19 protein-coding genes are annotated in these 23,102 nt (G+C 50.5%); 12 read left to right on the top strand and 7 right to left on the bottom strand.

From position 1 onward, the window contains the following. Window positions 1-100: 100 nt before the first annotated feature. Window positions 101-1,303, bottom strand: coding sequence for a nicotinate phosphoribosyltransferase (gene pncB, locus FTE26_RS19670; RefSeq protein WP_001297200.1), 1,203 nt, complete (start codon window positions 1,301-1,303; stop codon window positions 101-103). A gap of 265 nt (window positions 1,304-1,568) precedes the next feature. On the opposite strand from pncB, the gene pepN reads away from it, so the two are divergent. Further along, complete coding sequence (pepN, locus tag FTE26_RS19665; protein ID WP_000193844.1) at window positions 1,569-4,181, top strand: aminopeptidase N; 2,613 nt, start codon at window positions 1,569-1,571, stop codon at window positions 4,179-4,181. 206 nt (window positions 4,182-4,387) lie between these two features. Here the strand turns inward: pepN and ssuB are convergent, their stop codons facing one another. From ssuB to ssuE, 5 genes are read right to left on the bottom strand one after another with little or no spacing between them, the layout of a single operon-like run. Continuing rightward, window positions 4,388-5,155, bottom strand: coding sequence for an aliphatic sulfonates ABC transporter ATP-binding protein (gene ssuB / locus FTE26_RS19660; protein ID WP_001090508.1), 768 nt, complete (start codon window positions 5,153-5,155; stop codon window positions 4,388-4,390). Continuing rightward, window positions 5,152-5,943 (bottom strand): aliphatic sulfonate ABC transporter permease SsuC, encoded by a 792-nt coding sequence (ssuC, locus tag FTE26_RS19655; protein WP_000235203.1) that lies wholly within the window; start codon window positions 5,941-5,943, stop codon window positions 5,152-5,154. Before ssuC ends, ssuB begins: the two co-directional genes overlap by 4 nt. A gap of 10 nt (window positions 5,944-5,953) precedes the next feature. Further along, the gene (gene ssuD, locus FTE26_RS19650) at window positions 5,954-7,099 is read right to left on the bottom strand and encodes an FMNH2-dependent alkanesulfonate monooxygenase (RefSeq protein WP_000055996.1); all 1,146 of its coding nucleotides are present in this window, start codon (window positions 7,097-7,099) and stop codon (window positions 5,954-5,956) included. Then, the gene (gene ssuA, locus FTE26_RS19645; protein ID WP_001244342.1) at window positions 7,096-8,055 is read right to left on the bottom strand and encodes an aliphatic sulfonate ABC transporter substrate-binding protein SsuA; all 960 of its coding nucleotides are present in this window, start codon (window positions 8,053-8,055) and stop codon (window positions 7,096-7,098) included. The genes ssuD and ssuA overlap by 4 nt, the downstream gene beginning before the upstream one ends. After that, window positions 8,048-8,623, bottom strand: coding sequence for an NADPH-dependent FMN reductase (gene ssuE, locus FTE26_RS19640; protein WP_001263933.1), 576 nt, complete (start codon window positions 8,621-8,623; stop codon window positions 8,048-8,050). The genes ssuA and ssuE overlap by 8 nt, the downstream gene beginning before the upstream one ends. Before the next feature lie 355 nt (window positions 8,624-8,978). On the opposite strand from ssuE, the gene FTE26_RS19635 reads away from it, so the two are divergent. From FTE26_RS19635 to zapC, 9 genes are all read left to right on the top strand, one after another. Next, window positions 8,979-9,521, top strand: coding sequence for a fimbrial protein (locus tag FTE26_RS19635; RefSeq protein ID WP_000750284.1), 543 nt, complete (start codon window positions 8,979-8,981; stop codon window positions 9,519-9,521). A gap of 82 nt (window positions 9,522-9,603) precedes the next feature. After that, complete coding sequence (locus tag FTE26_RS19630) at window positions 9,604-10,305, top strand: fimbrial biogenesis chaperone (protein ID WP_001348396.1); 702 nt, start codon at window positions 9,604-9,606, stop codon at window positions 10,303-10,305. 24 nt (window positions 10,306-10,329) lie between these two features. Continuing rightward, the gene (locus FTE26_RS19625; protein WP_063611692.1) at window positions 10,330-12,930 is read left to right on the top strand and encodes a fimbrial biogenesis usher protein; all 2,601 of its coding nucleotides are present in this window, start codon (window positions 10,330-10,332) and stop codon (window positions 12,928-12,930) included. Continuing rightward, entirely contained in the window at window positions 12,921-13,991 is a 1,071-nt protein-coding gene (locus FTE26_RS19620; RefSeq protein WP_001165658.1) for a fimbrial protein, read from the top strand. The genes FTE26_RS19625 and FTE26_RS19620 overlap by 10 nt, the downstream gene beginning before the upstream one ends. An 11-nt stretch (window positions 13,992-14,002) precedes the next feature. Further along, window positions 14,003-14,545, top strand: a complete 543-nt coding sequence (locus tag FTE26_RS19615; RefSeq protein WP_000730614.1) for a fimbrial protein — start codon at window positions 14,003-14,005, stop codon at window positions 14,543-14,545. 7 nt (window positions 14,546-14,552) lie between these two features. Then, on the top strand, window positions 14,553-15,068 hold the full coding sequence (locus FTE26_RS19610; RefSeq protein WP_000919489.1) for a fimbrial protein: 516 nt from the start codon (window positions 14,553-14,555) through the stop codon (window positions 15,066-15,068). After that, a complete protein-coding gene (locus FTE26_RS19605; RefSeq protein ID WP_001111470.1) occupies window positions 15,034-15,771 on the top strand; it encodes a fimbrial chaperone in 738 nt (245 codons plus the stop codon). The genes FTE26_RS19610 and FTE26_RS19605 overlap by 35 nt, the downstream gene beginning before the upstream one ends. Window positions 15,772-15,881: 110 nt before the next feature. Further along, on the top strand, window positions 15,882-16,892 hold the full coding sequence (pyrD, locus tag FTE26_RS19600; RefSeq protein WP_001295352.1) for a quinone-dependent dihydroorotate dehydrogenase: 1,011 nt from the start codon (window positions 15,882-15,884) through the stop codon (window positions 16,890-16,892). Between the two features lie 173 nt (window positions 16,893-17,065). Further along, on the top strand, window positions 17,066-17,608 hold the full coding sequence (gene zapC, locus FTE26_RS19595; protein WP_001295353.1) for a cell division protein ZapC: 543 nt from the start codon (window positions 17,066-17,068) through the stop codon (window positions 17,606-17,608). Here the strand turns inward: zapC and ycbX are convergent. After that, on the bottom strand, window positions 17,605-18,714 hold the full coding sequence (gene ycbX, locus FTE26_RS19590) for a 6-N-hydroxylaminopurine resistance protein YcbX (RefSeq protein ID WP_000224284.1): 1,110 nt from the start codon (window positions 18,712-18,714) through the stop codon (window positions 17,605-17,607). The genes zapC and ycbX overlap by 4 nt on opposite strands. Window positions 18,715-18,957: 243 nt before the next feature. On the opposite strand from ycbX, the gene rlmKL reads away from it, so the two are divergent. After that, window positions 18,958-21,066, top strand: a complete 2,109-nt coding sequence (gene rlmKL / locus FTE26_RS19585) for a bifunctional 23S rRNA (guanine(2069)-N(7))-methyltransferase RlmK/23S rRNA (guanine(2445)-N(2))-methyltransferase RlmL (protein ID WP_001086549.1) — start codon at window positions 18,958-18,960, stop codon at window positions 21,064-21,066. Window positions 21,067-21,076: 10 nt separating this feature from the next. Further along, window positions 21,077-22,984, top strand: a complete 1,908-nt coding sequence (locus FTE26_RS19580) for an ABC transporter ATP-binding protein (RefSeq protein ID WP_000053089.1) — start codon at window positions 21,077-21,079, stop codon at window positions 22,982-22,984. Window positions 22,985-23,102: the final 118 nt, after the last annotated feature.

The following is a 23,102-nucleotide window of genomic DNA, read 5'->3' as shown; positions in this document are numbered from 1 at the left end:
TTACCTGGCATCTGCAATCAGACAAGCAGAATTCGCAAATGCAGCGAAAGATTTCGGAATTAAAGGTAAAAAAAGGGAGCCGATTAGCTCCCTGATGATATTAACTGGCTTTTTTAATATGCGGAAGGTCGAACGCTTTGCGCAGCGCCCGAACAAACGCTTTATCGTGGCAGATAGTTTTGCCAGGGCTGTCAGAAAGTTTCGCCACCGGTTTACCGTTACACTCAACCAACTTAATCACAATATTCAGGGGTTTTACCTGGGGGATATCGCAGGTCAGGCGAGTCCCAATACCAAAACTTAATTGCACGCGGGAAGAGAAGTGGCGGTATAGCTCAACCGCTTTGCGTAAATCCAGATTGTCAGAGAAAACCAGAGTTTTACTCTGTGGATCAATTCCCAGCTTTTCATAATGTGCAATGGCTTTTTCACCCCATTCAACCGGGTCGCCAGAGTCATGACGCAGGCCCTGATAGCGACTGGCGAACTCGACACCGAAATCACGCAGGAAAGCATCCATAGTGATGCAGTCGGTTAATGCAATGCCAAGTTGGTCGGGATATTCTTCCAGCCAGGCAGCAAGTGCAGCTCGCTGGCTGTTGGCTAGATCCGGGCTGATTTGCTGATGTGCCTGGAACCATTCGTGTGCCTGTGTTCCCATCGGCGTGAGGGAAAGCCGACGCGCCAGATCGTAGTTGCTGGTGCCCACGAACCAGGATTCCTGTTGCAGACGCTTAACGATGGTTTCTTGTACTTCGCGAGAAAAACGGCGACGGGTGCCAAAATCCATAAGATGGAAGCGCGACATATCAAGGCCGGCGGTTAACGCCGAGAAGTCGACTAATTTACTTTCCAGCGTGTCGAGGGCTTGCGCAACGTCGGCCTGCGGTGAGCGATAGCGATGTACCATTTCACTGATAACCGCCAGCAAAGGAACTTCCCAGAGGATGACTTCACGCCACGGGCCGCTTAAACGAATATCCAGCTTGCCATTATCGTTGGATACGGTGACTTGTTCCGGGTTAAAGCGGAACTCGCGTAACCAGTTAAGATAGTCGGCCTTAAAGAAAGGCAGAGCAGAGAGCCACTGATATTCATCATCCTGCAGGCGCAGGTGCTGCATCGCCTGAATCTGTTCACGAATAGCATCGGCATAAATACCCAGCAGATCGTCACCTCGGCAACGAAACTCCGCCGCGACATGCACATCGTAATAGTGATGAAACACGGCTTGCTGCATATGCAACTTATAAGCATCTGTATCCAGCAACGAGTGCAGAACAGGAGAAGCGAATTGTGTCATAGGTGCGCAGTAGCGTCCTCGTACAGGAGCGTTTAGTACAATAAACATCTTCAGGAACTGCTGGAGTATACCTTGTTTCGCAATTTATTGAACCCCGATCACATCATATGCCACCTTTCTGGTCGATGGCATTACGCGGTGTATGTTATAAAAATGTAGCAATAAAGGCGTTTGTACCTGAAAAGATGAAGATTCTGCATAGCGCGATTTACGCAACAGGAATAGACTGAACACCAGACTCTATAAAAGATGCTAAAGGTTATTTATGACTCAACAGCCACAAGCCAAATACCGTCACGATTATCGTGCGCCGGATTACCAGATTACTGATATTGACTTGACCTTTGACCTCGACGCGCAAAAGACGGTCGTTACCGCGGTCAGCCAGGCTGTCCGTCATGGTGCATCAGATGCTCCGCTTCGTCTCAACGGCGAAGACCTCAAACTGGTTTCTGTTCATATTAATGATGAGCCGTGGACCGCCTGGAAAGAAGAAGAGGGCGCACTGGTCATCAGTAATTTGCCGGAGCGTTTTACGCTTAAGATCATTAATGAAATAAGCCCGGCGGCGAATACGGCGCTGGAAGGGCTTTATCAGTCAGGCGATGCGCTTTGCACCCAGTGTGAAGCCGAAGGTTTCCGCCATATTACGTATTATCTCGACCGCCCGGACGTGCTGGCGCGTTTTACCACCAAAATTATTGCCGATAAAATCAAATATCCCTTCCTGCTTTCCAATGGTAACCGCGTTGCGCAAGGCGAACTCGAAAACGGACGCCATTGGGTACAGTGGCAGGACCCGTTCCCGAAACCGTGCTACCTGTTTGCGCTGGTGGCAGGCGACTTTGATGTACTGCGCGATACCTTTACCACGCGTTCTGGTCGCGAAGTAGCACTGGAGCTGTACGTCGATCGCGGCAACCTTGATCGCGCGCCGTGGGCGATGACCTCGCTGAAAAACTCCATGAAATGGGATGAAGAACGCTTTGGCCTGGAGTATGACCTCGACATCTATATGATCGTCGCGGTGGATTTCTTCAATATGGGCGCAATGGAGAATAAGGGGCTGAATATCTTTAACTCCAAATATGTGTTGGCCCGCACCGACACCGCCACCGACAAAGATTATCTCGATATTGAACGCGTTATCGGCCATGAATATTTCCATAACTGGACCGGTAACCGAGTGACCTGCCGCGACTGGTTCCAGCTCAGCCTGAAAGAAGGTTTAACCGTCTTCCGCGATCAGGAATTCAGCTCTGACCTTGGTTCCCGCGCGGTAAACCGTATCAATAATGTGCGCACCATGCGCGGATTGCAGTTTGCGGAAGACGCCAGCCCGATGGCGCACCCGATCCGCCCGGATATGGTCATTGAGATGAACAACTTCTACACCCTGACCGTTTACGAGAAGGGCGCGGAAGTGATTCGCATGATCCACACCCTGCTGGGCGAAGAAAACTTCCAGAAAGGGATGCAACTCTATTTCGAGCGCCATGATGGCAGCGCGGCAACCTGCGACGACTTTGTGCAGGCGATGGAAGATGCGTCGAATGTCGATCTCTCCCATTTCCGCCGTTGGTACAGCCAGTCCGGCACGCCGATTGTGACCGTCAAAGACGACTACAATCCGGAAACCGAGCAGTACACCCTGACCATCAGCCAGCGCACGCCAGCCACGCCGGATCAGGCAGAAAAACAGCCGCTGCATATTCCATTTGCCATCGAATTGTATGACAACGAAGGCAAAGTGATCCCGTTGCAGAAAGGCGGTCATCCGGTGAATTCCGTGCTGAACGTCACCCAGGCGGAACAGACCTTTGTTTTTGATAATGTCTACTTCCAGCCGGTGCCTGCGCTGCTGTGCGAATTCTCTGCGCCAGTGAAACTGGAATATAAGTGGAGCGATCAGCAACTGACCTTCCTGATGCGTCATGCGCGTAATGATTTCTCCCGTTGGGATGCGGCGCAAAGTTTGCTGGCAACCTACATCAAGCTGAACGTCGCCCGTCATCAGCAAGGGCAGCCGCTGTCTCTGCCGGTACATGTGGCTGACGCTTTCCGCGCGGTGCTGCTCGATGAGAAGATTGATCCGGCGCTGGCGGCAGAAATCCTGACGCTGCCTTCTGTCAATGAAATGGCTGAACTGTTCGATATCATCGACCCGATTGCTATTGCCGAAGTACGCGAAGCACTCACTCGTACTCTGGCGACTGAACTGGCGGATGAGCTGCTGGCTATTTACAACGCGAATTACCAGAGCGAGTACCGTGTTGAGCATGAAGATATTGCAAAACGCACTCTGCGTAATGCCTGCCTGCGCTTCCTTGCTTTTGGTGAAACGCATCTGGCTGACGTGCTGGTGAGCAAGCAATACCATGAAGCAAACAATATGACCGATGCGCTGGCAGCGCTTTCTGCGGCGGTTGCTGCACAGCTGCCTTGCCGTGACGCGCTGATGCAGGAGTACGACGATAAGTGGCATCAGGACGGTCTGGTGATGGATAAATGGTTTATCCTGCAAGCCACCAGCCCGGCGGCGAATGTGCTGGAGACGGTGCGTGGTCTGTTGCAGCATCGCTCATTTACCATGAGCAACCCGAACCGTATTCGTTCGTTGATTGGTGCGTTTGCGGGCAGCAACCCGGCAGCGTTCCATGCCGAAGATGGCAGCGGTTACCAGTTCCTGGTGGAAATGCTTACCGACCTCAACAGCCGTAACCCGCAGGTAGCTTCACGTCTGATTGAACCGCTGATTCGCCTGAAACGTTATGATGCCAAACGTCAGGAGAAAATGCGCGCGGCGCTGGAACAGTTGAAAGGGCTGGAAAATCTCTCTGGCGATCTGTACGAGAAGATCACCAAAGCACTGGCTTGATACTTTTGAGCCAAAATGCCTGATGCGACGCTTGACGCGTCTTATCAGGCCTACAACTCCGTTGAAATTGCTGGTTTTGTAGGCTGGATAAGGCGTTCACGCCGCATCCGGCAGCCGTGCCCAACTGCCTGATGCGATGCTTGACGTGTCTTATCAGGCCTACTAGTCCGTTGAAAATGCTGGTTTTGTGCGCCACATCCGGCATATTAACCATGACGCCGAATCAGTTGTTCAGAATGCCCACGCCGCATTACCCGTTGCAATACTTCCGCTTCCAGCTCCGCTAATCGCACCGACCCTAATCGACGCGGACGGGGGATATCCACTGTCAAATCCAGACCAATTTTTCCCTCTTCAATTAACAACACCCGGTCAGCCATTGCTACCGCTTCGCTCACATCATGCGTCACCAACAGTACGGTAAAGCCGTGCTCCTGCCAAAGTGACACAATCAAATCCTGCATCTCGAGTCGCGTTAAGGCGTCCAGTGCCCCGAGCGGTTCATCAAGCAACAATAAACCCGGTCGATGAATCAACGCTCTTGCCAGCGCCACTCGCTGTTTCTGCCCGCCTGAAAGTGCGGCAGGCCATTCCCCGGCGCGATTCTCCAGTCCTACCGCAGCCAACGCCCGACGCGCGGCATCGCGCCACTGGCCTTTAAGGCCTAACCCAACGTTATCAATCACCGATTTCCACGGTAGCAGACGCGCATCCTGAAACATCATTCGCGTGTCTTCCTGAATTTCAGCCAGCGGTGTGGTGCCTGCCAACACATCGCCTGCGGTTGGCGTTTCCAGCCCGGCCAGCAGGCGCAGCAGGGTACTTTTGCCACCACCGCTGCGGCCCACCACCGCCACAAACTGACCTGCCGGAATATGTAAATCCAGTTGGTTCAGGACGATATTTTCCGCGTAATGTTTGCTTACTGCATTGAGCAACAATGGTGTGCCCTGGTTCAGACGAGCAGTATTCATACCGTGGCCTCCTTCAAATGATAAGCCGGGTTCCAGCGCAACCAGAGGCGCTCTAACAGCTGCGCGCTGACGTCAGCAAGTTTGCCGAGCAGGGCGTAAAGAATAATAGCGACTACCACCACGTCCGTTTGCAAAAACTCCCGCGCATTCATCGCCAGATAACCAATGCCTGAATTGGCAGAAATGGTTTCGGCAACAATCAGCGTCAGCCACATCAGGCCCAACGCAAAACGCACGCCGACCATAATTGAGGGCAGGGCACCAGGCAGGATCACATGGATAAACAGCGGTATGCCGGATAATCCATAGCTACGCGCCATTTCCACCAGACCGCGATCGATATTACGGATGCCATGCCAGGTGTTGATATAAATGGGGAATAGCGTGCCGAGCGCCACCAGAAAGATTTTTGCGGATTCATCAATGCCAAACCACAAAATCACCAGCGGGATCAGCGCCAGATGCGGTACGTTGCGCAACATCTGAATTGAGGTATCCAGCAGCCGTTCTCCCCAGCGAGATAGCCCGCTAATCAGTCCCAAAATCAACCCCAGCGATCCGCCAATTGAAAAGCCAATCAGCGCCCGCCAGGAACTGATCGCCAGATGCTGCCACAGTTCGCCGCTGGCGGAGAGCGTCCAGAACGCCGTCACCACCCCTTCCGGTGAGGGCAAAATACGCGTCGACAGCCAGCCAACTGAGGAGGCCAGTTGCCACACCGCCACGATGCCCACCGGTAAAAACCAGGGGGCAACGCGCAATAACCACTTCTTCACTGGCGTTGCCATTATTTCTTCCTTAGCTTTGCGCGACTTTACGGGGGATAAAATCATTCGCCACCGCTTCGCCTTGCGGATTCAGCGGCTGCGGCTGGGGAATTTCCGGAATGGCGACATCCAGATGTGGGAACAGCAACTCGCCGACCCGATACGCTTCTTCCAGATGCGGATAGCCCGAAAGCACAAAGCTGTCGATGCCAAGCGCGGCGTATTCGTTGATTCGCGCAGCGACCGTAGGACCATCGCCCACCAGCGCCGTTCCGGCACCGCCGCGCACTAAGCCAACGCCCGCCCATAAATTGGGGCTGATCTCCAGATTGTCGCGCTTGCCGTTATGTAACGCCGCCATTCGCTGTTGTCCTACGGAATCCGTCCGGGCGAATGCGGCCTGTGCTTTGGCGATAGTTTCATCATCAAGATGCGAGATTAACCGCTCGGCGGCCTGCCACGCTTCGTCGTTAGTTTCACGAACAATCACATGCAGACGAATACCGAAACGAATTTTGCGTCCATGCGCGGCAGCTTTCGCCCGCACTTGTTCGATCTTCTCTTTTACTAGTTCTGGCGGTTCGCCCCAGGTGAGGTAGAGATCAACTTGTTCTGCCGCCAGCTCCTGGGCGACGTCTGACGATCCGCCAAAGTAAAGCGGAGGATAAGGCTGTTGAATCGGCGGGAAGAGCAGTTTTGCTCCGCGCACATGAATATGTTTACCGTTGAAATTGACGGTTTCCCCCAGCAATAAGCGCCGCCAGACCTGGGTAAATTCCGCCGAGGCTTCGTAGCGCTCGCTATGATCAAGGAACACGCCGTCGCCTGCCAGCTCTTGTGGATCGCTGCCTGTGACCAGATTAAACAACGCACGACCATTTGAGAGACGGTCAAGCGTGGCGGCCTGGCGAGCGGCAACGGTAGGTGAGGTTACGCTGGGGCGCAGGGCGACAAGAAACTTCAGCCGCTGCGTCACCGGGATCATCGACGCCGCCACCAGCCACGCATCTTCACACGATCGCCCCGTTGGGATCAGCACACCGGTATAGCCCAGACGATCCGCCGCTTGCGCAATTTGTTGCAGATAGCCGTGATCAACCGGGCGTGAACCTTCTTCCGTTCCAAGATAATGCCCGTCACCATGGGTCGGTAAAAACCAGAACATATTCAGACTCATAATTGTTTTCCTTCCAGTTGAGTGGGCTGCCAGATGCGCTGGCGAATATCGACTTTTTTCGGCACCAGACGATTTTCATAAAACAGATCTGCCGTTTGCTGCTGTAAGGCGGCAACCTCGGCGTTAACCGGTTTGATGGTGGTAGGAGGGCGATGATCTAAGTAAGAGGCAATCACCGGTGCCGGTAAGCCCATCGTTTTTGCCAGTAAAGCGATGCTTTGCTCGCGCTGGCTGCGGGTTAACGCATCGGCCTCACTAAAGGTTGCGAGTACGCCCTGAATAAAAGCGCCGTTTTTTTCTGCATAGGGACGAGCTGCCAGATAAAACGATCCAGTTTGATTGAGATCGGTGCCGTCTTTCAGCACCCGCACGCCGCCCTGTAATAATGCAGCAGAGTAGTAGGGATCCCAGATAGCCCAGGCGTCAACGTTACCTTGCTGGAACGCGGCGCGGGCATCAGCGGGCGTCAGGTAAGTGGGTTGGATATCGGTAAACTTAAGTCCGGCCTGACGCAGTGCACGCAGTAAAAGGTTGTGTGAACTGGAACCTTTCTGAAAGGCAACTTTGTGACCTTTAAGATCGGCTACGGTTTTGATCGGGCTGTTTTCTGCCACCAGAATCACTTCGGCTTTGGGCTTCGGTGGCTCGACGCCCACATATACCAAATCAGCCCCGGCAGCCTGGGCAAAGATTGGCGGAATATCCCCGGTACTGCCGAGATCAATACTGCCAACGTTTAACGCTTCCAACATTTGCGGACCCGCGGGGAACTCCACCCAGGAGATTTTTGATTGCGGATAGCGTTTTTCCAGTAACTGGTGGCTTTTTGCCAGTACCATACCAATACTGCCTTTCTGATAGCCTATACGTAACGCTTCAGGCGAGGATTCTGCAGCAACCGCAATCGTAGAGACGCTAAGCAATCCCACCAGCGCCAGTTTAATGATGTTACGCATGGGCATTACCTCGCAGAGACAGAAGGTCAGGAACCTGAACATCGCGGCGGTGCAATGCCTGCCAGAAAGTTTCTAGCGCGGTATCAAGACGGGTTTGCAGATTTGGCGTGAACTGGGGTCTGTGATGGTAATCAATTACTTGTGAGTCATCGGCAAACACGCCGTGCAGGATCTCCTGAGCTTTCAGTGCGCTTAAAACTGGTTTAAGGGCATAATCGACCGCCAGCAGATGGGCCACGGTACCGCCCGTCGCCAGCGGTAGCACCACTTTGCCTTGCAAAGCGCGCTCTGGCAGCAGGTCGAGCAGGGTTTTCAGCGCGCCGGAATAGGCGGCTTTATACACAGGTGTAGCGACTATCAGTCCATCAGCCTGTTGCAGCTGTTCGGTGAAGGTCTTGAGTGCCGGACTATCGAAACGAGCATAAAGCAGATCTTCCGGGGCGAAGTTTTGCAGATTCCAGTGATAAACCTCTACATCGAGGCCATTTAGTTTTTCCCGCGCATATTCCAGCAAGGAGCTGGAGCGAGAAGGAAAGCGAGGACTACCCGCCAGGGTGATGACACGCATACTCTCTCCTTATAACCAATTGTTCTTTTTTTGTTAACATTGATAACAATTCGGTCAGTCTGTCGGAGAGACAAGAAAATGCCAAATATAAATTTTGTGTATCTTTTTCTGAAAATAAACTAAAGAAAGGGCTTTATATATCACGCATATTTATTTGTTGGATAGTCATTAGATGTTGAATCAATGAATTACTCGTTCAGTTAATATTTAAATATTCATGAAATCTATAAATTAAAGATTTGTCACTTATTGGATTTAGTATGCTTGATTTAAATGGCGGTCAATTATTGTTATTATTAAGTCTAATGTCATTTAAAGGCATTATCATATTTACGAAGAGATCAGGATGATGACGATGAAAAAAAGTGTATTGACGGCGTTTATAACTGTGGTATGTGCAACGTCCAGCGTTATGGCAGCTGATGATAATGCTATCACGGATGGCAAAGTAACATTTAATGGTAAAGTTATTGCTCCAGCTTGTACCCTGGTAGCTGCGACGAAAGATTCAGTAGTCACATTGCCAAATGTCAGCGCCACCAAGTTGCAAACTAATGGAGCAGTCTCTGGCGTTAAAACTGATGTACCAATTGCCTTAGAAGGCTGTGATGTTACTGTAACTAAAAATGCGACGTTTACCTTTAGTGGTACGGCTGACGGCGTGCAACCTACAGCATTTGCCAACCAGGCTACCACCGATGCAGCGACGAATGTTGCTCTACAAATGTATCTGCCAGATGGTTCTACATCGGTAACTCCCGGTACCGAAACGTCGAATATTCAGTTAGCGGATTCTGCTGAGCAAACAGTGACCTTTAAAGTTGATTATATCGCTACGGGGAAAGCGACTTCTGGTAATGTGAATGCGGTAACAAATTTCCATATTAACTATTATTAATAGAACTCATTAATTGTTTTATTAATTAGTACCCCTCTAGTGTTCTGGAGGGGATATTCATATTTTTTAAGAGTGACTATTTATGAAAACTTGCATAACAAAGGGAATTGTGACCGTAAGTTTAACGGCAATATTACTCAGCTGCTCATCCGCATGGGCGGCAGGTAAAGGCGGGATTGGACTTGCAGCAACACGTCTTGTTTATTCAGAAGGTGAAGAGCAAATTTCACTGGGTGTACGTAACACCAGTCCGGATGTTCCTTATCTTATTCAGTCATGGGTGATGACCCCAGATAATAAAAAATCAGCAGATTTTATTATTACACCACCGCTATTTGTGCTGAATCCGGCTAATGAGAATCTGTTACGCATTATGTACATTGGTGCGCCGTTGGCGAAAGACAGAGAAACCCTTTTCTTCACTAGCGTACGGGCAGTCCCTTCAACAACGAAGCGGGAAGAGGGAAATACCCTGAAGATTGCCACACAAAGCGTCATCAAACTTTTCTGGCGACCAAAAGGTTTAGCGTATCCCTTAGGCGAGGCTCCGGCGAAACTGAGTTGCACTTCGTCAGCTGACATGGTTACGGTCAGTAACCCAACACCTTATTTCATTACCCTGACAGACCTGAAAATAGGTGGAAAAGTAGTTAAAAATCAAATGATTTCCCCCTTTGATAAATACCAATTTTCTCTGCCAAAGGGGGCCAAAAATAGCAGCGTAACGTATCGAACCATCAATGACTACGGGGCGGAAACGCCGCAACTCAACTGTAAATCGTAAGCCGTCTTCAGTTAAGAGAGCGAGATGTATAGAACTCATCGACAACACAGCCTGTTAAGCTCTGGTGGAGTGCCATCGTTTATTGGTGGGCTGGTGGTGTTTGTGTCGGCAGCGTTCAATGCACAAGCTGAAACCTGGTTCGATCCTGCTTTTTTCAAAGATGATCCCTCAATGGTGGCCGATTTGTCTCGTTTCGAAAAAGGACAAAAAATAACGCCAGGGGTTTATCGTGTCGATATTGTTCTGAATCAGACAATTGTAGATACGCGCAACGTCAATTTTGTTGAGATAACGCCAGAGAAGGGGATTGCCGCCTGTTTGACGACTGAAAGCCTGGATGCAATGGGTGTTAATACTGATGCGTTTCCGGCTTTTAAACAACTGGACAAACAAGCGTGTGTGCCATTGGCGGAGATTATTCCGGATGCCAGCGTAACGTTTAATGTGAATAAACTCCGTCTGGAAATTTCAGTACCGCAAATCGCCATCAAAAGTAATGCCCGTGGTTATGTCCCCCCTGAACGTTGGGATGAAGGGATCAACGCGCTATTACTGGGATATTCGTTTAGCGGGGCTAACAGTATTCATAGCAGCGCAGACAGTGATTCTGGCGACAGCTATTTTCTGAATTTAAACAGTGGCGTTAATTTAGGCCCATGGAGATTGCGCAACAATTCAACATGGAGTCGCAGTAGTGGCCAAACCGCAGAATGGAAGAATCTCAGCAGCTATTTGCAGCGGGCGGTTATTCCACTAAAAGGCGAACTGACCGTTGGTGATGATTATACTGCAGGCGATTTTTTCGATAGTGTCAGCTTTCGTGGTGTGCAGCTGGCGTCAGATGACAACATGCTGCCAGACAGCCTGAAAGGGTTTGCGCCTGTGGTGCGTGGTATCGCCAAAAGCAATGCCCAGATAACGATTAAGCAAAATGGTTACACCATTTACCAAACTTATGTATCGCATGGTGCTTTTGAAATTAGTGATCTCTATTCCACGTCGTCGAGCGGTGATTTGTTAGTTGAAATCAAAGAAGCGGACGGCAGCGTCAATAGCTACAGCGTACCGTTTTCCAGCGTGCCATTACTCCAGCGTCAGGGGCGAATCAAATACGCGGTGACACTGGCGAAATACAGAACCAATAGTAATGAACAGCAGGAGAGCAAATTTGCCCAGGCCACGTTGCAGTGGGGCGGACCGTGGGGAACGACATGGTATGGTGGTGGACAATATGCTGAATATTACCGTGCCGCCATGTTTGGTCTGGGATTTAACCTTGGCGATTTCGGAGCAATTTCGTTCGATGCGACCCAGGCGAAGAGTACGCTGGCAGACCAAAGCGAACATAAAGGTCAGTCATATCGTTTTCTGTATGCCAAAACGCTCAACCAATTGGGCACTAATTTTCAATTGATGGGCTATCGCTATTCGACGTCGGGTTTCTACACCCTTTCCGACACCATGTATAAACATATGGATGGCTACGAATTTAATGACGGTGATGATGAAGATACGCCGATGTGGTCGCGTTATTACAATTTGTTTTACACCAAACGTGGCAAACTGCAGGTCAATATCTCCCAGCAATTAGGCGAGTACGGTTCGTTTTATTTAAGTGGTAGCCAGCAAACTTACTGGCATACCGATCAACAGGATCGGCTATTACAGTTTGGCTACAACACGCAAATTAAAGATCTCTCGCTGGGGGTTTCCTGGAACTACAGTAAGTCCCGTGGTCAACCTGATGCTGATCAGGTGTTTGCACTAAATTTTTCCCTGCCGCTCAATCTGTTGCTCCCCAGAAGTAATGATAGCTATACCAGGAAAAAAAATTACGCCTGGATGACCTCTAACACCAGTATCGATAACGAAGGGCACATTACACAAAACCTGGGTTTAACGGAGACACTACTCGATGACGGTAACCTGAGCTACAGCGTGCAACAGGGATATAACAGCGAGGGGAAAACGGCTAATGGTAGCGCCAGCATGGACTACAAAGGGGCGTTTGCAGATGCCCGAGTGGGCTACAACTACAGCGATAACGGCAGTCAACAACAACTGAACTACGCTCTTTCAGGCAGTTTAGTTGCCCATTCACAGGGCATTACCCTGGGGCAATCGCTGGGGGAAACTAACGTGCTGATTGCAGCACCAGGCGCAGAGAATACTCGTGTGGCGAACAGCACCGGGCTGAAAACTGACTGGCGCGGATATACCGTTGTCCCCTATGCCACTTCTTATCGGGAAAATCGAATCGCACTTGATGCGGCATCGTTAAAACGTAACGTGGATCTTGAAAATGCAGTAGTCAACGTGGTTCCCACCAAAGGGGCGTTGGTTCTGGCGGAGTTCAATGCCCATGCGGGAGCAAGGGTATTAATGAAAACATCAAAGCAGGGTATACCGCTGCGTTTTGGCGCGATAGCGACGCTGGACGGCATACAGACTAATAGCGGCATTATTGATGATGATGGCTCGCTCTATATGTCCGGTTTGCCCGCTCAGGGAGCGATAACTGTACGCTGGGGCGAAGCTCCCGATCAAATTTGTCATATCAGTTACCAGCTTACCGAACAACAAATTAACTCTGCGATTACGCGAATGGATGCCATATGCAGATAATCTTTGGAGAAAAATGCGTGTTATTACTACGACTATTTTTTGCCGCCGTCTTAATGCTATGGTGCGCTCAAACTGCTGCTTATAGCGGGCAGTGTCATACCACTCAGGGGAATCCGTATATTGGCGTCAATTTTGGCGTTAAAACCCTGGAGGAAGAAGAAAATACGGCTGGAGTAGTTAAAGACAAATTTTATCAGTGGAACGAATCGAATGATTATTATGTTTCCTGTGATTGCGATAAAGACAATGTCAGAAGTGGCCGATGGGCATTCGCCGCGGATTCACCGTTAGTCTATTTAGGCGACAACTGGTACAAAATTAATGACTATCTTGCCGCCAAAGTTTTATTGCAGGTTAAAGGCAGTTCTCCTACTGCGGTTCCTTTCGAAAACGTGGGCACAGGGGCAGATACACGATGGCATATTTGCGATCCCGGCGGTCAACGTTTAGGTGGCCAGGGGGCTAGCGGTAATAGCGGTAGCTTTTCCCTGAAAATATTGCAGCCGTTCGTTGGTTCGGTCGTCATTCCTCCTATGGCGCTGGCGCGATTATTTGAATGCTACAACATACCCGCAGGTGATTCCTGCACGACTACAGGTACATCGGTTTTAGTGTATTACCTGTCTGGTACGATCAATTCACTTGGCTCATGTTCCGTCAATGCCGGAGAGACTATCGAGGTCGATCTGGGCGACGTATTTGCGGCTAACTTTCGTGTTGTAGGGCATAAACCCCTTGGGGCCAGAACGGCAGAACTCGCAATTCCAGTCAGGTGTAACACGGGAAACGCGGGGTTAGTTAACGTCAACCTGAGTCTGACGGCAACCACAGACCCCAGCTATCCCCAGGCGATTAAGACGTCACGTCCTGGCGTGGGCGTGGTGGTGACCGATAGCCAGAACAACATTATTTCCCCTGCTGGTGGAACATTACCGCTCTCTATTCCTGATGATGCAGACAGTATCGCGCGAATGAATGTCTATCCAGTCAGCACGACAGGTGTACCACCAGAAACCGGGCGATTTGAAGCCACGGCAACGGTGAGAATAAATTTTGATTAACGCGTGAACGTATGAAGAAAAAAACGATATTTCAGTGCGTTATCTTGTTCTTTAGCATTCTTAACATCCATGTCGGGATGGCTGGGCCTGAACAAGTTAGTATGCATATTTATGGGAATGTGGTCGATCAGGGCTGTGATGTCGCCACCAAAAGTGCATTACAAAATATTCATATTGGTGATTTTAATATCAGTGATTTTCAGGCCGCGAATACCGTAAGCACTGCTGCTGATTTGAATATCGATATCACCGGTTGTGCCGCTGGTATTACTGGCGCGGACGTCCTTTTTAGCGGCGAGGCTGACACCCTTGCGCCGACACTGCTCAAACTAACTGACACAGGCGGAAGCGGTGGTATGGCAACGGGGATTGCCGTGCAAATTCTTGATGCGCAAAGTCAGCAAGAAATCCCGCTCAATCAGGTCCAGCCTCTTACGCCCTTAAAAGCCGGGGATAACACACTCAAATATCAACTTCGTTATAAGTCCACAAAGGCGGGAGCAACGGGCGGTAATGCGACGGCGGTTCTCTATTTTGATCTGGTTTACCAGTGAAGGAGTGATGTTGAAACGGATAATCTGGATTCTGTTCTTACTGGGATTAACGGGGGGCTGTGAGCTATTTGCCCATGATGGCACAGTCAACATTAGCGGATCGTTTCGCCGTAATACATGCGTGCTGGCACAGGATAGCAAGCAAATCAATGTGCAGTTAGGCGATGTCTCGCTGACACGTTTTTTTCATGGGAATTATGGCCCGGAGAAATCTTTCATCATTAATTTGCAGGATTGCGGAACAGATGTCAGCACGGTTGACGTCACCTTTTCAGGAACCCCCGACGGAGTGCAGAGCGAAATGCTGTCCATTGAAAGTGGTACGGATGCAGCCAGCGGGCTGGCAATTGCGATTCTGGATGATGCGAAGATATTGATTCCGCTTAACCAGGCGAGTAAAGACTACAGCCTACATAGCGGTAAGGTGCCATTAACTTTTTATGCGCAATTGCGACCTGTCAATAGCGATGTGCAGTCGGGTAAAGTGAATGCCAGCGCGACATTTGTACTTCATTATGACTAATACGTGGAACAGATTGGCGCTCTTGATTTTCGCCGTTTTATCGCTGCTGGTGGCGGGTGAATTGCGGGCAGGAGTGGTGGTCGGCGGAACGCGATTTATCTTTCCGGCAGACAGAGAATCGATATCTATTTTACTGACTAATACCAGTCAGGAATCCTGGCTTATTAACAGTAAAATCAACCGCCCAACGCGTTGGGCCGGGGGGGAAGCGTCGACAGTGCCAGCACCATTACTGGCCGCTCCGCCACTTATTCTCCTGAAGCCCGGTACTACAGGCACGTTGCGCTTGCTGAGAACGGAAAGCGACATCTTGCCTGTGGATCGCGAAACGCTATTTGAGTTAAGCATTGCCAGCGTGCCATCCGGCAAAGTTGAAAATCAGAGCGTAAAAGTGGCGATGCGCTCGGTATTTAAACTGTTCTGGCGACCCGAAGGTTTGCCGGGCGACCCGCTGGAAGCTTATCAACAATTACGCTGGACACGGAATTCGCAGGGTGTACAACTCACTAACCCAACGCCTTACTACATTAACCTGATTCAGTTGAGCGTAAATGGTAAAGCGTTAAGTAATGCGGGAGTTGTGCCGCCTAAAAGCCAGCGTCAGACAAGCTGGTGTCAGGCAATCGCACCGTGTCATGTCGCCTGGCGGGCGATAAATGATTACGGCGGGTTGAGTGCAAAGAAGGAGCAAAATCTGCCCTGAAACAGGTTCGGAAAACGTTTGCGTTTTTTTTGCCGCAGGTCAATTCCCTTTTGGTCCGAACTCGCACATAATACGCCCCCGGTTTGCACACCGGGAATCCAGGAGAGTTCATGTACTACCCCTTCGTTCGTAAAGCCCTTTTCCAGCTCGATCCAGAGCGCGCTCATGAGTTTACTTTTCAGCAATTACGCCGTATTACAGGAACGCCGTTTGAAGCACTGGTGCGGCAGAAAGTGCCTGCGAAACCTGTTAACTGCATGGGCCTGACGTTTAAAAATCCGCTTGGTCTGGCAGCCGGTCTTGATAAAGACGGGGAGTGCATTGACGCGTTAGGCGCGATGGGATTTGGATCGATCGAGATCGGTACCGTCACGCCACGTCCACAGCCAGGTAATGACAAGCCGCGTCTCTTTCGTCTGGTAGATGCCGAAGGTTTGATCAACCGTATGGGCTTTAATAATCTTGGCGTTGATAACCTCGTAGAGAACGTAAAAAAGGCCCATTATGACGGCGTCCTGGGTATTAACATCGGCAAAAATAAAGATACGCCAGTGGAGCAGGGCAAAGATGACTATCTGATTTGTATGGAAAAAATCTATGCCTATGCGGGATATATCGCCATCAATATTTCATCGCCGAATACCCCAGGATTACGCACGCTGCAATATGGTGAAGCGCTGGATGATCTCTTAACCGCGATTAAAAATAAGCAAAATGATTTGCAAGCGATGCACCATAAATATGTGCCGATCGCAGTGAAGATCGCGCCGGATCTTTCTGAAGAAGAATTGATCCAGGTTGCCGATAGTTTAGTTCGCCATAATATTGATGGCGTTATTGCAACCAATACCACACTCGATCGTTCTCTTGTTCAGGGAATGAAAAATTGCGATCAAACCGGTGGCTTAAGTGGTCGTCCGCTTCAGTTAAAAAGCACCGAAATTATTCGCCGCTTGTCACTGGAATTAAACGGTCGCTTACCGATCATCGGTGTTGGCGGCATCGACTCGGTTATCGCTGCGCGTGAAAAGATTGCTGCGGGTGCCTCACTGGTGCAAATTTATTCTGGTTTTATTTTTAAAGGTCCGCCGCTGATTAAAGAAATCGTTACCCATATCTAATTATTTCTTCGAATTCCTCTTTATAAGATAATCAGGGCTTTATTTTCAGCCCTGGTTGTTTTATATTCATCGCTGTTGCTTATTTAGACATTTTGTACTTTTATTGTTGAGGTTATTAAGCGAAGCGACAATGGATTGTGTTGCTGCGGTTTTATAGGGTAGGGGAGAGGCAGATGCGAATTAAACCAGACGATAACTGGCGTTGGTATTACGATGAAGAGCACGATCGAATGATGCTCGATTTAGCCAATGGTATGCTATTTCGCTCACGTTTTGCGCGCAAGATGTTGACTCCAGATGCCTTTTCTCCCGCAGGCTTTTGCGTTGACGACGCCGCGCTCTATTTCTCTTTTGAAGAAAAGTGCCGCGATTTTAATTTATCTAAAGAACAAAAAGCCGAACTGGTGCTGAATGCACTGGTAGCAATTCGCTATCTCAAACCGCAAATGCCGAAAAGCTGGCATTTTGTTTCCCATGGTGAAATGTGGGTGCCCATGCCGGGCGATGCGGCCTGCGTTTGGTTGAGCGATACTCACGAGCAGGTCAATTTGCTGGTCGTTGAATCTGGCGAAAATGCCGCACTATGCCTGCTGGCACAACCCTGCGTTGTTATTGCGGGTCGCGCGATGCAGTTGGGCGACGCCATTAAAATCATGAACGACAGGCTGAAACCGCAGGTTAATGTTGACAGCTTCAGCCTCGAACAGGCTGTCTAACGCGCCAACTTAAGTGCAGTCTTCGGCACACAGCTACAGCAAAGAATGGTGCCATCATCGCCCATTGCTGATTTTTTCAGCGGCGTGACTTCGCCTTCTAAAAGCTGAACACGGCAACTTCCACAAATGCCCGCGCGGCAAGAATAAGGGATACGAATTCCCTGATTTTCTAATTGCTCCAGCAACACCTGTTGGTTATTTCCACGAAATGCCTGTCCCTGCCAGTCAATATCTACATTTGCGTCCGGTTGTTGCGTGATGTTGGCGGTATCATCAGCGGCAGCTGCGCCGTAAATTTTTGCCGGAGCCGTTGCCAGAATTTCCACCTCATCGCCAACGCGAATCACGCCGCTATTACGGGCAATTAAATTCTGACCAAAATCGACATCGCTGTTATCCTGGGCAGTGCGGAAAGATTGCAATGTTTTTAATGGTTCGCCTGCCGGATGTTTTTGCCCTTTTTCTGGGCTGACGGTGGTGAAAATACAGCGGCTACAAGGTTTAACCACATCAAACACCACATCACCAATGCGAATCACTTTCCAGCTATCTTCTTCCCAGGCTGACGCGCCGGAAACCACCAGATTGGGGCGGAATTGCTCCATTTTTACACTGGCCGGACAACGTTGTTGGAGATCACGTAACGAGGCTTCGTTAGCAAGAAGGTAAGGATAGCCATCAGCAAATGACAGGGGTACAGTGTTGTGGCGTTTCACGCGCCGGGTCATTTGTGGCCCCACCCAGCGTAATTGCACTTCGCGGGAGAAAAATCTACTTAGCCATTTGTTGATCGCGTCTGGCGCAATTCGCGCGGTAAAATGTGTGCCCCAAACTTCGGTTGGTGCGTCTTGTGTGGCGAAATCAGCAAAACGAACATATGCGCTACTGCCATCTGGTGCGGTGAGATGCAAGCCATCATGCACAGGTGAAGGAGTAAACCGTACCATCTGGGGAAACTGGCGAGCGGTAATAAACGTACCGTCAGGTTCCGTGATCATAAAGATGCGATCGAAGGCCAGACCACTGACATCAGCCAGAGCATGTGTAAGACCAATGCCGCGCATCGATTTAACAGGATGAATAAAAAGCCGGGTTAATGTCGCCACGGTGCGGTCCTCAAATGAAAATAAGCCCTCAACTTTATGACATGACGCGCTTATTAGCTATAATGCGCAACAATTTTCTTAGCGCCTGTCCCATTAGGCTATTTTATTTGTCAGTTTGGCCCTGGGTTGTGCTCGAAATCCTCACGTACTTGTGTACGCTCCGGTTTCTCCGCGCTGTCCATGTCCAGACTGACTGCAACAATTACGCCTACTGCGGTAGGCTCTTAGAGTAAAAGTGACGATATGAATTCTCTGTTTGCCAGTACGGCCCGTGGGCTGGAAGAGCTGTTAAAAACTGAACTGGAAAACCTGGGGGCCGTTGAATGCCAGGTGGTTCAGGGTGGGGTCCATTTCAAGGGCGACACACGGCTTGTTTACCAGAGCCTGATGTGGAGCCGCCTGGCCTCGCGTATTATGTTGCCGCTGGGCGAGTGTAAGGTTTACAGCGATTTAGACCTCTATCTCGGTGTTCAGGCGATCAACTGGACAGAGATGTTTAATCCTGGCGCGACCTTCGCTGTCCACTTCAGTGGTTTGAATGACACCATCCGCAACAGTCAGTACGGCGCGATGAAAGTGAAAGACGCGATCGTCGATGCTTTCACGCGGAAAAATCTGCCGCGTCCAAATGTTGATCGCGATGCGCCGGATATCCGCGTTAACGTCTGGCTGCATAAAGAAACCGCCAGTATCGCTCTTGATCTGAGTGGTGATGGTTTACATCTGCGTGGCTATCGCGATCGTGCTGGTATTGCGCCGATCAAAGAAACCCTGGCAGCCGCTATTGTGATGCGATCCGGCTGGCAGCCAGGAACACCGCTGCTCGATCCGATGTGTGGTTCCGGTACGTTGCTGATTGAAGCGGCGATGCTAGCGACCGATCGCGCACCAGGCTTGCACCGTGGGCGTTGGGGCTTTAGCGGCTGGGTGCAGCATGATGAAGATATCTGGCAGGAAGTGAAAGCGGAAGCGCAAACTCGTGCCCGTAAAGGCCTGGCTGAGTATAGCTCTCATTTTTACGGTTCGGACAGCGACGCACGGGTGATTCAACGTGCGCGCACTAACGCCCGTCTTGCGGGGATTGGTGAACTGATCACCTTTGAGGTGAAAGATGTCGCGCAACTGACCAATCCGCTGCCGAAAGGGCCGTACGGCACAGTGTTGAGCAACCCGCCATACGGGGAACGTCTGGACAGCGAACCGGCGCTGATTGCGCTGCATAGCCTGCTGGGTCGGATCATGAAAAACCAGTTTGGTGGCTGGAATCTCTCTTTGTTTAGTGCCTCGCCGGATCTGCTAAGCTGCTTGCAGCTGCGTGCAGACAAACAGTACAAGGCGAAAAACGGCCCGCTGGACTGCGTACAGAAAAATTACCACGTTGCCGAAAGCACTCCAGACAGCAAACCGGCGATGGTAGCGGAAGACTACGCCAACCGCCTGCGTAAGAACCTCAAAAAATTCGAGAAGTGGGCTCGCCAGGAAGGAATTGAATGTTACCGCCTGTATGACGCCGATCTACCGGAATATAACGTTGCCGTTGACCGTTATGCCGACTGGGTGGTGGTGCAGGAGTATGCGCCGCCAAAAACTATTGATGCTCACAAAGCGCGTCAGCGTCTGTTCGATATTATCGCTGCAACCATTTCGGTACTGGGGATTGCGCCAAACAAACTGGTGCTGAAAACCCGTGAACGCCAGAAGGGCAAAAATCAGTACCAGAAACTGGGCGAGAAGGGCGAGTTTCTTGAAGTTACCGAATATAACGCTCACTTGTTGGTGAACCTGACGGATTACCTCGATACCGGTCTGTTTCTCGATCACCGTATCGCCCGTCGTATGCTCGGTCAGATGAGCAAAGGCAAAGATTTCCTCAACCTGTTCTCTTATACCGGCAGCGCCACCGTGCATGCGGGATTAGGCGGTGCACGCAGCACCACCACCGTGGATATGTCGCGTACTTATCTGGAGTGGGCAGAACGCAACCTGCGTTTGAATGGCCTGACCGGGCGTGCGCATCGCCTGATTCAGGCCGATTGCCTGGCGTGGCTGCGTGAGGCAAATGAACAGTTCGATCTGATCTTTATCGATCCGCCAACCTTCTCTAACTCAAAACGAATGGAAGATGCGTTTGATGTTCAGCGCGATCATCTGGCGCTGATGAAAGATTTGAAACGTCTGCTGCGTGCAGGTGGGACGATCATGTTCTCGAACAATAAACGTGGCTTCCGTATGGATCTCGACGGCCTGGCAAAACTGGGACTGAAAGCACAAGAAATTACGCAAAAAACGCTCTCCCAGGATTTCGCCCGTAACCGCCAGATCCACAACTGCTGGCTGATTACCGCAGCCTAAAGGAATAGTAATGTCATTAATCAGTATGCATGGCGCATGGCTGTCGTTCAGCGACGCGCCGCTTCTCGATAACGCAGAACTGCATATCGAAGATAACGAACGTGTTTGTCTGGTGGGCCGCAACGGCGCGGGCAAATCGACGTTAATGAAAATCCTCAACCGTGAACAAGGGCTGGATGACGGTCGCATTATTTACGAGCAAGATTTGATTGTAGCTCGTCTGCAACAGGATCCGCCGCGTAACGTTGAGGGTAGCGTTTATGATTTCGTTGCCGAAGGCATTGAAGAACAAGCGGAATATCTGAAACGCTATCACGATATTTCGCGCCTGGTGATGAACGACCCGAGCGAGAAAAATCTCAACGAACTGGCGAAGGTTCAGGAACAGCTGGATCACCACAACCTGTGGCAGCTGGAAAACCGCATCAACGAAGTGCTGGCGCAACTGGGGTTAGATCCTAACGTTGCGCTGTCGTCGCTTTCCGGCGGCTGGTTGCGTAAAGCGGCATTAGGACGCGCGCTGGTGAGTAATCCGCGCGTGCTGTTGCTTGATGAACCGACAAACCACCTGGATATTGAAACCATCGACTGGCTGGAAGGGTTTTTGAAAACTTTCAACGGGACGATTATTTTCATCTCCCACGACCGTTCGTTTATCCGCAATATGGCGACGCGCATTGTTGATCTCGATCGCGGCAAGCTGGTGACCTATCCAGGGAATTACGACCAGTACCTGCTGGAAAAAGAAGAAGCCCTGCGCGTGGAAGAATTACAAAATGCCGAGTTCGATCGCAAACTGGCGCAGGAAGAGGTGTGGATCCGCCAGGGGATCAAAGCACGCCGTACCCGTAATGAAGGCCGCGTACGCGCCCTGAAAGCGATGCGTCGCGAGCGTGGTGAACGTCGCGAAGTGATGGGTACCGCAAAGATGCAGGTGGAAGAGGCCAGCCGCTCCGGTAAGATCGTTTTCGAAATGGAAGACGTTTGCTACCAGGTTGACGGTAAGCAACTGGTGAAAGATTTTTCGGCCCAGGTTCTACGTGGCGACAAAATTGCCCTGATTGGTCCGAATGGGTGCGGCAAAACCACGCTGCTGAAACTGATGCTCGGTCAGCTTCAAGCGGACAGCGGGCGTATTCACGTTGGCACCAAACTGGAAGTGGCTTATTTCGATCAGCACCGCGCGGAACTGGATCCCGATAAAACGGTGATGGATAACCTTGCCGAAGGTAAGCAAGAGGTGATGGTTAACGGCAAGCCACGCCACGTATTGGGCTATTTGCAGGACTTTCTGTTCCATCCGAAACGGGCGATGACGCCGGTACGTGCGCTTTCTGGCGGTGAGCGGAACCGCTTGCTGCTGGCGCGTTTGTTCCTCAAACCAAGCAACTTATTGATTCTTGACGAACCGACCAACGATCTTGATGTCGAAACGCTGGAACTGCTGGAAGAACTGATCGACAGCTATCAGGGCACGGTATTGCTGGTTAGCCACGATCGTCAGTTTGTCGATAACACCGTTACAGAATGTTGGATCTTCGAAGGCGGCGGTAAAATTGGTCGTTATGTCGGCGGTTATCATGATGCCCGTGGTCAGCAAGAGCAGTATGTGGCGCTCAAACAGCCTGCGGTGAAAAAAACCGAAGAAGCCGCCGCGGCAAAAGCAGAAACTGTAAAACGCAGCAGTAGCAAACTAAGCTATAAATTGCAGCGCGAACTGGAGCAGCTACCGCAATTGCTCGAAGATCTGGAGGCGAAGCTGGAAGCCCTACAGACGCAGGTGGCGGATGCTTCCTTCTTCAGTCAGCCACATGAGCAGACACAAAAAGTGCTCGCCGATATGGCTGCTGCAGAGCAGGAGCTGGAGCAAGCCTTTGAACGCTGGGAGTATCTTGAAGCGTTAAAAAATGGTGGCTGATCGCAAAATAGTCGATTTAAACAGAGACAGCTGACAACGGTAAAATTGCCTGATGAACTGGGTTTATCAGGCATGAAAACCAACACTTTGTTAGTCATCTGTAAAATAGCGCATCATT

The organism is Escherichia sp. S10b (assembly GCF_028421345.1).
Lineage (GTDB): Bacteria > Pseudomonadota > Gammaproteobacteria > Enterobacterales > Enterobacteriaceae > ECMA0423.
The sequence above is the reverse complement of the archived record's forward strand: the minus strand, read 5'-3'. Positions and strand labels throughout refer to the sequence as shown.

What these genes read in the sequence shown, in the direction of transcription:
- pncB (WP_001297200.1), bottom strand. Translation starts at nt 1,303, where the DNA reads ATGACACAATTCGCTTCTCCTGTTCTGCACTCGTTGCTGGATACAGAT.
- pepN (WP_000193844.1), top strand. Translation starts at nt 1,569, where the DNA reads ATGACTCAACAGCCACAAGCCAAATACCGTCACGATTATCGTGCGCCG.
- ssuB (WP_001090508.1), bottom strand. Translation starts at nt 5,155, where the DNA reads ATGAATACTGCTCGTCTGAACCAGGGCACACCATTGTTGCTCAATGCA.
- ssuC (WP_000235203.1), bottom strand. Translation starts at nt 5,943, where the DNA reads ATGGCAACGCCAGTGAAGAAGTGGTTATTGCGCGTTGCCCCCTGGTTT.
- ssuD (WP_000055996.1), bottom strand. Translation starts at nt 7,099, where the DNA reads ATGAGTCTGAATATGTTCTGGTTTTTACCGACCCATGGTGACGGGCAT.
- ssuA (WP_001244342.1), bottom strand. Translation starts at nt 8,055, where the DNA reads ATGCGTAACATCATTAAACTGGCGCTGGTGGGATTGCTTAGCGTCTCT.
- ssuE (WP_001263933.1), bottom strand. Translation starts at nt 8,623, where the DNA reads ATGCGTGTCATCACCCTGGCGGGTAGTCCTCGCTTTCCTTCTCGCTCC.
- FTE26_RS19635 (WP_000750284.1), top strand. Translation starts at nt 8,979, where the DNA reads ATGAAAAAAAGTGTATTGACGGCGTTTATAACTGTGGTATGTGCAACG.
- FTE26_RS19630 (WP_001348396.1), top strand. Translation starts at nt 9,604, where the DNA reads ATGAAAACTTGCATAACAAAGGGAATTGTGACCGTAAGTTTAACGGCA.
- FTE26_RS19625 (WP_063611692.1), top strand. Translation starts at nt 10,330, where the DNA reads ATGTATAGAACTCATCGACAACACAGCCTGTTAAGCTCTGGTGGAGTG.
- FTE26_RS19620 (WP_001165658.1), top strand. Translation starts at nt 12,921, where the DNA reads ATGCAGATAATCTTTGGAGAAAAATGCGTGTTATTACTACGACTATTT.
- FTE26_RS19615 (WP_000730614.1), top strand. Translation starts at nt 14,003, where the DNA reads ATGAAGAAAAAAACGATATTTCAGTGCGTTATCTTGTTCTTTAGCATT.
- FTE26_RS19610 (WP_000919489.1), top strand. Translation starts at nt 14,553, where the DNA reads ATGTTGAAACGGATAATCTGGATTCTGTTCTTACTGGGATTAACGGGG.
- FTE26_RS19605 (WP_001111470.1), top strand. Translation starts at nt 15,034, where the DNA reads ATGCCAGCGCGACATTTGTACTTCATTATGACTAATACGTGGAACAGA.
- pyrD (WP_001295352.1), top strand. Translation starts at nt 15,882, where the DNA reads ATGTACTACCCCTTCGTTCGTAAAGCCCTTTTCCAGCTCGATCCAGAG.
- zapC (WP_001295353.1), top strand. Translation starts at nt 17,066, where the DNA reads ATGCGAATTAAACCAGACGATAACTGGCGTTGGTATTACGATGAAGAG.
- rlmKL (WP_001086549.1), top strand. Translation starts at nt 18,958, where the DNA reads ATGAATTCTCTGTTTGCCAGTACGGCCCGTGGGCTGGAAGAGCTGTTA.
- FTE26_RS19580 (WP_000053089.1), top strand. Translation starts at nt 21,077, where the DNA reads ATGTCATTAATCAGTATGCATGGCGCATGGCTGTCGTTCAGCGACGCG.